Source organism: Alkalicoccus saliphilus (genome assembly GCF_003044065.1).
Classification (GTDB): Bacteria; Bacillota; Bacilli; order Bacillales; family Salisediminibacteriaceae; genus Alkalicoccus; species Alkalicoccus saliphilus.
This window is the reverse complement of sequence record NZ_PZJJ01000057.1, coordinates 1-10,933: the sequence shown is the minus strand read 5'-3', so window position 1 is coordinate 10,933 and position 10,933 is coordinate 1. Positions and strand designations below refer to the sequence as shown.

Annotated in this window: 9 protein-coding genes; 6 read left to right on the top strand and 3 right to left on the bottom strand. The window is 47.4% G+C overall.

The window, feature by feature from the left end; genetic code table 11:
• Positions 1 to 322: 322 nt before the first annotated feature.
• The 3 genes from C6Y45_RS16820 to C6Y45_RS17745 form a co-directional block, all read right to left on the bottom strand.
• Positions 323 to 1,270 carry an LCP family glycopolymer transferase gene (locus C6Y45_RS16820; RefSeq protein WP_107586385.1) on the bottom strand — a complete coding sequence of 316 codons (948 nt, stop codon included), beginning with the start codon at positions 1,268 to 1,270 and terminating at the stop codon, positions 323 to 325.
• Positions 1,271 to 1,285: 15 nt separating this feature from the next.
• Positions 1,286 to 2,659: a glycosyltransferase family 2 protein gene (locus C6Y45_RS16815; protein ID WP_107586384.1), complete on the bottom strand. Its 1,374-nt coding sequence runs from the start codon at positions 2,657 to 2,659 to the stop codon at positions 1,286 to 1,288.
• Positions 2,660 to 3,517: 858 nt separating this feature from the next.
• Positions 3,518 to 3,670 (bottom strand): ribbon-helix-helix domain-containing protein, encoded by a 153-nt coding sequence (locus C6Y45_RS17745; RefSeq protein ID WP_160058482.1) that lies wholly within the window; start codon positions 3,668 to 3,670, stop codon positions 3,518 to 3,520.
• A gap of 422 nt (positions 3,671 to 4,092) precedes the next feature.
• Between C6Y45_RS17745 and C6Y45_RS16805 the strand changes: the two genes are divergently transcribed.
• The 6 genes from C6Y45_RS16805 to C6Y45_RS16780 all read left to right on the top strand — a co-directional run bounded on the left by C6Y45_RS16805 (position 4,093) and on the right by C6Y45_RS16780 (position 10,535).
• Positions 4,093 to 4,380 carry a metal-sensitive transcriptional regulator gene (locus tag C6Y45_RS16805; RefSeq protein ID WP_107586382.1) on the top strand — a complete coding sequence of 96 codons (288 nt, stop codon included), beginning with the start codon at positions 4,093 to 4,095 and terminating at the stop codon, positions 4,378 to 4,380.
• 18 nt (positions 4,381 to 4,398) lie between these two features.
• On the top strand, positions 4,399 to 4,611 hold the full coding sequence (gene copZ, locus C6Y45_RS16800; RefSeq protein ID WP_107586381.1) for a copper chaperone CopZ: 213 nt from the start codon (positions 4,399 to 4,401) through the stop codon (positions 4,609 to 4,611).
• A 113-nt stretch (positions 4,612 to 4,724) separates the two neighbouring features.
• Positions 4,725 to 6,959 (top strand): heavy metal translocating P-type ATPase, encoded by a 2,235-nt coding sequence (locus C6Y45_RS16795; RefSeq protein WP_107586380.1) that lies wholly within the window; start codon positions 4,725 to 4,727, stop codon positions 6,957 to 6,959.
• Positions 6,960 to 7,698: 739 nt separating this feature from the next.
• Entirely contained in the window at positions 7,699 to 9,459 is a 1,761-nt protein-coding gene (locus C6Y45_RS16790; RefSeq protein ID WP_107586379.1) for a sensor domain-containing protein, read from the top strand.
• 164 nt (positions 9,460 to 9,623) lie between these two features.
• Positions 9,624 to 9,995 carry an iron chaperone gene (locus tag C6Y45_RS16785; RefSeq protein ID WP_107586378.1) on the top strand — a complete coding sequence of 124 codons (372 nt, stop codon included), beginning with the start codon at positions 9,624 to 9,626 and terminating at the stop codon, positions 9,993 to 9,995.
• Between the two features lie 69 nt (positions 9,996 to 10,064).
• On the top strand, positions 10,065 to 10,535 hold the full coding sequence (locus tag C6Y45_RS16780) for a DUF2188 domain-containing protein (protein ID WP_107586377.1): 471 nt from the start codon (positions 10,065 to 10,067) through the stop codon (positions 10,533 to 10,535).
• Positions 10,536 to 10,933: the final 398 nt, after the last annotated feature.

Below are 10,933 nucleotides of genomic sequence, written 5' to 3'. Positions count from 1 at the left end.
CCCTTCTATCAGGGCGCAGGCCGGCTGATGGCACGAAGGCCTGCAGGAGTAGGAAAAAAAGGCGGAGCGAGGGAAAAAAGTTGATAGACTTTTGTCTACTTTATTGACAGAACCACAAATTCTACCAGCTTTCCAGAATGCAGCACGTACGGTAACCTTTCGCAGGGGAAATAGGCTTCTGCGTTCTTACTGGATCCGGAAAAAGGGCGACTGCTCCGTAGGCTGTACTGATCGGAAATGGAGGCCTTTCAAGCTGTTTTTATCAAAAGAAGCTCCCCGGACGCAATGATCAGCGTTGGGGAGCTTAGTTTATTTCCATTTTCTAATTATCTATCTGTTCTTCTTCCGGATCATCCAATTCGAGGTGCTCCTGCAGCACGTGGGAAAGCTCTTCGACACTTTCTTCATCAGGCATGTAGTAATACACGTCATCAATTTCTCCGTCGTCGCCTTCGATTTCATGCTGCTTGATTTTATTAAGGGCATCTCTGTAATTGGATTGAATGTCCCACACTTCTCTTAAGCTGAAGCTCGTCCGGACGTTGTCTTCGATCGCGCCTAATATTTCTTCGACACGAGTAATAGAAGAAAAGCTGGCCCCTTCGTGAAGAATGCCGGTGATGACTCTGCGCTGTCTTTCGGTGCGGCCTAGATCACCCCTCGGATCCTTGTCCCGCATAGTCGTATAGATGCGCGTTTCCTCCCCGTTCAGCTGAATAGGTCCTTCTTCAAAATCAACGTCTCTATGCGTAAACTCGAAGTGGTTGTTCACTTCGATACCATCGACAGCGTCCACCATATCCACGAGTCCTTCCATATCAATGCGCACAAAATAGTCCACAGGGACGTCCATGAAATTTTCCACGGTGCGGATTGTCATCTGCGTGCCGCCGAACGCGTAGGCGTGGTTGATTTTATCTTTTTCCCCTTTGCCGACGAGTTCCGTGTACGTATCACGGGGAATGCTGACCATCTGGGTGGAGTCTTCTTCCGGATTCACCGTCAGTAAAATCAGGGCATCGGACCGCTGGTACGGATCGTGGTCCCCTTCCGGCTCATCTACTCCCATCAAAAGGACAGAAAAAGGATCGCCTTCCTCAAAGTCAATTGTATCGAGACGCCGTTCCGTTTCCTGCCGCTCGATTTCTTCCTGAATATTTGTGAAAGTAGAGGCAATTTTGTTCCATCCGTAGCTTCCTGCAGCAACAACCAGTACACCAATACTCGTCACGGCAACGAGCAGAATTTTTTTCCATTTAATTGAATTCAATGTTTTATCACCTGACTATTTTTTATTGGAACCTGCCTGATAGGCCGGGTCCATTTTATATTTTCTGCCGGTCCGGGAAACTTTTTTCCAGTCCCGGTTGAAGAAATAGGCAATGCTGCCGTACATAACAAAATACATCGTGACGAAACGATGGATAAACACATCAAAAATAACCGTATTGATCAAGCGGAGTTTGTCGCCTTTTTCAAAGGTAAAGCCGTATCTTTTTACCTGCCTGATAGCGAGCAGATTGTAAACAAAATTAAATAATAAAATATAAGAAAGGTAAATGACCACAAAGCCGATGAATACAATCGCCAGGTTCAGCAGGGCGTTGGCGACAAAGAATCCGGCTGTGATGTAAGCGGCGAGAATCCCGACGAAAAAGGATTCAATGATGTAAAAAAACGACACAGGCTTCGTCAGGACGGTTTTCGTTAAAAAGCCCCGGAAGTGAACGAGGCAGTCCATATAGGATTTCTGCCAGCGGATGCGCTGTTTAAATAAATCCCTCCACGTTTCCGGGAGTTCAGTGTAGCTGATTGCCTCGGTAATGAGCAGCACTTTTTTATGTTTCTGCCGGGCGATATAGCGATGTATTTTCAGCGTGATGTCGATATCCTCTCCGACAGAGGAGCGGTAGCCTTTGACATCGATCAGCGCCTGCTTGTCAAAAATCCCAAACGCGCCGGAAATAATAGCTAAAGCCTGAAAGCGCGCAAGAGAGAGCTTTGTGACATAAAAAGCTTTTAAGAAATCGAGCATCTGTACCCGGACGAGCATTTTCGTGCCGGCTAAGGACAACTTTTTCAAAGGACTGGATGATTTTGTCTGCAGGACGTGTACCATCCCGCCCGCTGCAATGACATCAGGATCCGCAAATTTTTCGTTGACCACTGTCAGCGCCGGCGCGGTTAAAATCGTATCTGCGTCGAGCGTGACGATTAATTCTTTGTCGGAATGTTCGATTCCTGCGTTTAAAGCATCCGCTTTTCCGCCGTTTACTTTGTTGACGACGTAAATATGCGGAAACACTTCCGACCGGTATACTCCCGTAATCTCCTCATGCGTCAGCTGGCGGTTCACTGCTTTTGGACTCTCATAAAGCTGCAAAGAATTGTTCAATATAGTGAACGTTTCATCCGTGGAGCCATCATTGATGTAGATAACCTCATAATTTTCATAAGCAAGCGACTTCATGCTTTCGACGGAAGTTTCTATAATGCCGGCTTCATTAAATGAGGGGACGAGAATGCTGATCCCTTTTTCCGATTCAGGGTTCAGCTGCATTCGTTCATCTTTTTCACGGAACCAGGGAAGGCAGTGAAACAAATGAAGCACTGGAAAAAATAAACATAAACAGAAAAAGATAATCAAAAATAATTCCAAAATCCTACTCCTCCTTAAAGGTGTGTTCGTTCGTTAATTTGTTCATTAATTAATAAGAAATTTCCAAAGCATCCTATACAGGCTCTTAAAGATTAAATTCCGGGAAATAATTCTTCATTATATAGGGATAATGAGAATATTTATATATGTTATCACAAGTATAAGTTCTCTGCAGGACAAATTTTCATTAAAATGAACAAAAAATGAGGTAAAGTAAGTAAGAGTGTATTTGAATGGTATTGCCACTTTAGGCCCAAATATAGAACCTTTTCTTCTTGCCGAAGTGTATCAGGAAAAAATAAGCATGAGATTTTGAAGAGGTGAATGGAAATAGAAGGAAAAATATTTTTTTTGACTATTTTTTGAGGAGAGCTATTTTCCAGCGAAAGCACTGGGAAATTGTTCCGGAACGGGTAAGTTGATATTTCTGCGGCAGGTTCATTTACCGGGCACCTGCCGTCCGGCGTGGTGGTGATTTTTCTGTTTGAATAAGGAATATTCATTTCGATGGAACAAACATTCCTCTGGAGGATGCACCTTCTGTCATCAACGCTGGAATACTTCCTCTGCGCTCCTGCTGCCTCATTTCTTCGGGCCTATTAAAACCAGTTTTTCATACTAAGTACATGCAAAGAAGTTGAATGGCGAGGGGATAAAAAAGGGGCGGTGGAAGAGCTGAAAAAAGTCTCATGGCTGATGGAATCCGGAAGAGGAGGAATTTCACTGGTGATTCTTCGGAGCCTGTCAATTGCTGCGGCCGGGGCTCTTTTTTACGCAAAAAAGCTGTCCGATGGATTAAGACAGCTTCTCTGGAAAGATCACAGGTGGAAAACGGAAATGGCAGTTCTGCACTGTTTTTTACTTGCTGACGGTCTCCTGCTGTTTTAATCCGAGACGAATCAGTTCCAGAATGGCTGTGGAGCGTTTTGTAATACCCTGTCTGTTTTGATAGTTTTCAATTTCTTTTAATAACTCCATAGGGACACGAACAACTACAGATTTAACGTTCATCGTCATTCCCTCCTCTAATTATTACGTAGAATTCTTATATATATTTTACCAAGTAAAGACAGAAAATAGAATTATCCAGCTTGAGACTTCCTCCACGGCAAGCCCACTGTTGGAACTCTTTTCACTAACAACGAGCGTGGCTTTCGTGTAAACTTTGAGAAATAAAGTTTATTTTCCAACAAATCAAGATGCCCTGACTATTTCCAGTATTAAAGACCTTTTCTCCAGGGTTCTTCAGGAAACGATCTGCTAAGATAAACCAGAAGAAAAACGTCCTTTCTTTCCTTATGTAAAAATTAACACAGCTGAATAAACAAACTGTCGGCAGAAATAAAATTGAAATAGGTGTTGAAATACATAGCGGGGGTATCGTATAATGAAATTATAAAGGCGCTGGAGGCGCAGCGAAAGGAGAGGGCGGTATGACCACCTCGAGCAAAAAGGTCGTTCAGCCGGATAAGCAGCAGATGCTGAACCGTCTGAAAAGAATTGAAGGTCAGGTCCGCGGTATTCACAAAATGGTGGAAGAGGACCGTTACTGTGTGGATGTGATGCACCAGGTGTCTGCCGTCAACTCAGCGCTCAATAAAGTCTCGCTTGCGCTGCTTGCAGACCATACGCATCACTGTGTTGCACGGGCTGTGAAGGAAGACAACGGCGCAGAAGCCATTGATGAAGTACTCGATGTCATGGAACGGATGCTTAAATAATCGAAGGAGGAAGATAATATGTTAAACAAAACATTAAAAGTAGAAGGAATGACGTGTGATCACTGTGTGTCAGCAGTGGAAGGAAGCGTCGGCAGTCTGAAAGGCGTCGATAAAGTGAAAGTTGATCTTAACCAGAACACAGTGGATGTTGTATTCCATGAGGACCAGGTGTCGGAAGATCAGATTAAAGAAGCGATCGACGACCAGGGATACGACGTCGTTTCCTCATAATGAAATCAAAGCCGGCGGATGCTTTCTTAAGGAACAGCCGCCGGCCTTATTTTAAAATTTTATATACGGTACAGGGGTATTGTATGTCAAAGAAATGAAGGAGGTCCCATTTTATGAAGAAAATTAACGTATCCGTTTCCGGTATGACGTGTGCTTCGTGCGTCAACCGGGTGGAAAAATCCATTAATAAAGTGGAAGGCGTGGAAGAGGCACAGGTGAACCTTGCTTCTCACAGCGCGCAGGTACAGGTGGACGACTCTGTTACGACTGATCAGATTATTAAAGCGGTGGAAAAGCTCGGTTACGGGGCGGAGATTCAGGAAGACAGCGTCAAGGACCGCTCTGACGAAGAAAAGTCCGAGTCGGATTCGCTGAAAAAAAGTGTTTTCTGGAGCAGTCTCATAACGGCAGTGGTACTTATCGGAAGTATTCCGCACATGATGGCCGGCTGGGGGGACTGGGTACCGGCATTTCTTGCGAGTCCGTACATGCTTTTGATTCTGACCACTTTCGTCCAGCTCGGTCCGGGACGCCGTTTTTATACAAGCAGCTATAAAGTGTTGAAAAGTGGTTCGGCGGATATGAATGTGCTTGTTGCGATGGGAACGACAGCTGCCTGGTTTTACAGCGGGGCGCTGACATTGTTCCCGGGATATCTGACCGGCCTCGGTTTTCCAAATGAGCTTTACTATGATGTGACGACCGTTATTACAACACTTATTCTCGTCGGACGCTACCTGGAAGCAAAAGCAAAAGGACAGACATCGACGGCGATCAAAAAACTGATGAACATGCAGGCAAAAACGGCGCGCGTCATGCGCGGCGGGGAGCAGAAAGAGATTCCTCTAGAGCAGGTAGAGATCGGTGATGAGATCATCGTACGCCCAGGCGAACGGGTGCCGGTGGACGGACGTCTTATAAAAGGGGCTTCCTCCGTGGATGAATCGATGCTTACCGGGGAGTCCCTCCCGGTGGAGAAACAGGTGGAGGACGATGTTATCGGAGCAACGATCAATAAGTCCGGCAGTTTTACGATGAAAGCGTCGAAAGTCGGAAAAGACACGGTGCTTTCCCAGATTATCCGGATGGTGAATGAAGCGCAGGGTTCCAAAGCGCCGATTCAGCGGATCGTCGACGTAATCGCGGCCTACTTTGTTCCGGCTGTTGTACTTGTTGCTCTTGGAAGTGCCGCTGTCTGGTTCTTCTTCGGACCGCAGCCGGCGACCATTATGGCGCTGACGACGTTTATCGCAGTGCTGATTATTGCCTGCCCGTGCGCCCTCGGTCTTGCGACACCGACAGCGATCATGGTCGGCACGGAAAAAGGGGCGGAAAACGGCATTCTGATCAAGGACGCCACGAGCCTCGAACGTGTGAAAAAAGTCGATACGATCGTTTTTGATAAAACCGGCACGATTACGGAAGGAAAGCCGGTAGTGACCGATTTGATTCTGTCCGGAAGCCTGACAGATGAAGAGCTTCTGCAGATGGCCGCTTCCGTAGAGAACAGTTCGGAGCATCCGCTCGGGGAAGCAATTGTAGAGGCCGCAAAAGAGGAAGGCATTCCGCTTATCGAGCCGGAAAGCTTCCAGTCAGTTACCGGGCACGGCATTGAAGCAAAATGGAACGGAAAAGAAGTTTTGATCGGTAACGAAAAGCTGATGCGCGACCGCGGCGTGGACACAGCAGCGATCAGCAGTCAGGCTTCCGAGCTTGCAAAAGCAGGCAAAACGCCGATGTTTGCAGCAGTCGACGGCATGGCCGCCGGTATTTTGGCTGTAGCCGATACGCTGAAAGCAGATGTGAAGCAGTCTGTTGAAACGCTGCAGGAAATGGGACTGGAAGTGCTGATGCTTACCGGTGACCACGAAGATACCGCAGCGGCTATCGCCCGCGAAGCCGGGATTGATGATTATATTGCCCAGGTGCTACCGGAGCACAAGGCGGAAGCGATCAAAGAGCTTCAGGATAAAGGAAAAGTTGTTGCCATGGTAGGGGATGGAATCAACGACGCGCCGGCACTTGCCCAGGCGGACGTCGGCATGGCGATCGGTACAGGTACGGATGTGGCGATGGAAACTGCGAATATTACCTTGATGAAAGGGGATATCGCCAAAGTTGTTACGGCCGTCCGGCTGTCAAGAACAACGATGCGTATGATCCGCCAGAACCTCGGCTGGGCGTTCGGCTACAACGTCGTGTTGATCCCTGTCGCAGCAGGAGCCCTGTTCCCGGTGTTCGGTATTCTTCTTAATCCGATGCTCGCTGGTCTTGCGATGGCGTTAAGCTCTGTTTCCGTGGTACTGAATACACTGCGTCTTAGAAAATTCAAATCCGTTCAGGCTTAACGAATTGGCCGCTCCGGTCTTTAACCGGGGCGGCTTTTTTACTTTCATGAAGGTACTTGAAGAGCGGAACGCCGTAAAGGATGCTGGAAGTTTGCTTTTCGTCTTAAAAAGGAAATGTATATGTAAGCGAAGTCCAGCCGCAGCGGGTGTCCGACTGTTCACATATATTTCCCTGCCCCCTGTTTTTTGAATGAAGGAGGGATTCCTGTGAAAAAGCTGAAAGCGTCCGCCCTGCTTTTCGCTGTTGTCACCGTGCTTACAGCCTGTGGAGGAAACGGTTATTATTTGTGAGAAAAGCCCCTGAAATACGGAAGAACGGCCCGGGAATCTGTTTCCGGCCGTTCTATTTTTATTTGTATCCGAATAAAATATGTTTATAAAGAGAGAATTCTCTGAAGCTACTTTTCAGCAGTTTTCGAAGGCATACGACCAACTTCCCAGAAGCCGGGTCCTGCTAAAAAATAAGTAAGTATTTCTAATTAATTGCAGAAAAAATAGTTTAATACTGGTTTGCAGGGGGTAAGTGAATCGTTACTCAGTGGAAGAACGTTGTATGACTTTATTCAGGGTGCTTTCCTTTTTCTTGGCTTAAACGAAGGACGATAAAACATCTTCCACAGAGCGAACTCAGTTCGTAACTTTCAAGTGCTTTATTCATTTTATTGAACAGACGCTGCAGGTTTGTTTTGAAGTTCCGGCTGGTCACCGAACGAAAAAATAAAGCAGGGAGTGTAAAGCGATGCGTATTTCACCGGAGGAAATGGTGTATTATCAGGAATTCCCGTCTTATGCTGAGAAGATTTTCCGCATCCTTCAGGAACTCACCCAGTCTGAAAATATGTACGTGTCCCACATTGGCAGCTCGACGCTTACAATACTTGAAAGCTTTACGAATAATGACGTTCCTCTGGAAAAGAACACGAAAATTTCTTTGGAAGACACTTACTGCCGGCTCGTTGCGCTTGGAGGAAGGAAGCCGCTGCTGATTGAGGATACACAGACCCATCCGCTTACTTCCCACCTCGGGCTCAATAAAAAATATGGTATCCGCTCCTACATCGGTGCTCCGATTATTTTAAAAGGAGGGGAACTGTTCGGAACAGTCTGCATGGTGGATACTCGTCCGGCTCAGTTTAACGAAAAATCCCTCCGCCAGCTTGGCAACATGGCCGCACTTCTTGGGCTTGTCATTGAACTGGAATACGGCAGGCTCCACGATCAGCGGACAGGGGTTCTGAACCGTTCGGTGCTCGATCAGATCAATGAAAGAACGAACAATGCGGCCTGTTTTCATCTGCGTGTGACGAATTTTTCCGCTGTTTCGGAAGCGGTCGGTTCGTCTGCAGCAGAAGCAGCGCTTGTTGAATTTTCCAGGCGTCTGCAGGAGTTTGTCGAAGCGAGAGACTTGTTTATCAGTCCGGCTCCGGATGAATTTCTTTTGTATGTCGCCGCGGTTCCCGAATCGGAGAACCTGCTGGAGATGACTGCCCGTCTCCAGGAAATTCTCCGCATTCCGGTAAAAGTGCGCGGAAGAGAGATCGCTTTTTCCGTAAGTACCGGGGTGAGCGCTGCTTCTCCGGACGGCATGCCGACGCATGAGCTTTTCCATCAGGCTTCGCTTGCACTGGAAGAGTCCGGGAAACTCGGCGAAAACCAGATTACGATGTATGAGGAAACATTCAGCGAGCAGATTACCCGGGAGCGGTTTCTTTTCCAGGAGCTTCCGCGGGCGATGGACAGAAGGGATTTTTACCTTGTTTTTCAGCCGCAGTTTGAAACTGATACGATGGAATTTTCCGGTGTGGAGGCCTTCGTCCGCTGGGAGCACCCAGGGCTCGGGGACATCCCGGAAGAAACGTTTTTTCCGATCGTGGAAAAGGCAGGGAAGCTTTATGAACTGGAGCGGTGGGTCATTGCCCAGGTATGCCGTACGCTTTCCTCCGCACAAATAGAACATAACTTTCGTGTGTCGGTAAACCTGTCGGGTGCCCACTCTCCGAATGTGTTAATTCCTTATTTGCGGGAAGTGCTCTGGAATACGAAAGCAAATCCGTTCCTGCTTGTGTTTGAATTTGCCGAGCCGACGTCGGCTGGGGAGCTTACTAAGCTCGGCCAGCTCTCGGAAGAAATCCGCCGCCTCGGCATTCAGGTAGCGATCGATGATTTCGGTTCCGGGCCTGCTTCCTTAAAAGTTATTCAAAATGTGCCGATGGACGTTTTGAAGCTTTCTGCGGATTTTTCCACCCGGGCTGTGTCAGAGGAGAGCAGCCGTATTGTCCTCGACCAGCTCCGGAAGCTTGGGAAAGTGTTTCATTTTGACCTTTTTGCTCAGGGAATTGAGAGCAGAAACCAGCTGGAAACACTCAAACGGGCGAAAATTAACTTGATGCAGGGCCCGTACTTTTCCCGGCCGCTGCGTCTGGAAATATTGAAAGCCCATCTCGAGCACGATCCCGGTTTTTCGAGCGCCGTGGAAAAGAGAGCAGGGGAACAGGCATAATATACAGCAAAAAGTCAAAAAACACACCGGGGCGCTCTGGTGTGTTTTTTGTTTGTACAAAACTTCGATTTAGTCGGCTGGTCATTTTTTGTGAAAGCAGGAATGAGCCGAACGAGCAGAGAATGAAAAGAAAGGGGCATTGCATTGGAGAGGAGAAATGAATTATGGAAACAATCGATGAATATTTAATGAAAATAGATAATCCGGACCACCGGAGCCGTGTGAGGGAAGTGCTGGACTGGACGGAGAAGGCGTTTCCGGAGCTCGAAGCAAAAATAGCCTGGAACCAGCCGGTGTTTACCCACCATGGAACGTTTATTATCGGCTACAGTACGTCAAAAAAGCATCTGGCTGCTGCGCCGGAACAAGCAGGCATCGATCAATTTGCAGGTGAAATTACAGAGGCCGGCTATTACTATACGAAGCAGCTTATCCGCATGCCGTGGGAAATGCCGGTCGATTTTTCCCTGCTGAAGGAAATCATCCGCTTTAACATGGAGGATAAAAAAGACTGTAACACGTTCTGGAGAAAGTAGAGCAGTTACGTTTTTCCTGTTTATCGGGTGAAAAGCCCGGGTACACGGTGAAAAAAGGAGGGAATGCTGATGCCATGGAGTATGGATGACTATCCGAGTTCCTGGAAAAACTTGAACAGTACGATACGTAAAAAAGCGATCGAAATTGGCAATTCGATGCTGGAAGACGGCCATAAAGAGAGCGATGCCATTCCTATCGCCACCGAACAGGCGAAAAAATGGTATGACGATGCTTCGGAAAAAGAACGAAAAGAATTCAACAGGAGGTCTGAGTCGGAGATCACCTCTCCGGATGAAGACGACGATTCCCGTCCGGAAATGATGGAAAAGGACGTGTTCGTGCTGCCTCATGACGACGGCTGGGCCGTCCAGTCTGAAGACGCGAAGCAGGCCTCGAACGTGTACGATAAAAAACAGGATGCTGTCGAACGTGCAAAAGAGATTGCTGAAAAGAAGCAGACAGCTGTCGTCGTCCACAAAAAGGACAACTCGGTGGAGAAAAAATACAATTATGATGAAGAAACTAAAGGGAAAAGCTGATAGAAAACAGAGCCGCCTCATGCTGTGAGGTGGTTTTTATGTATTTTGGAGAGCTGGAGTTGTAAAGGTCATTTCATAGCTTATTTACTCTCGGAAAGTTGGTAGAATTGTCCGGGAATTTGGTAGAAATACGGGGGAGGGTGGTAGTATTCGGAGCAGTTGGCAGAAAAACAGTGGAGGTTGGAAGTATTCCCTCCGGCAGTTGGAACTATTGTGCCTCTGTCAATAAAGTAGACAAAAGTCTATCAACTTTTTTCCCTCGCTCCGCCTGTTTTTCCTACTCCTGCAGGCCTTCGTGCCATCAGCCGGCCTGCGCCCTGATAGAAGGGGCTATCTCTCCTTTTTTCTGTCGTTCGAACGCAGCCGGCGTCTCATAGCCCAGCGTGGAGTGCAGCCGT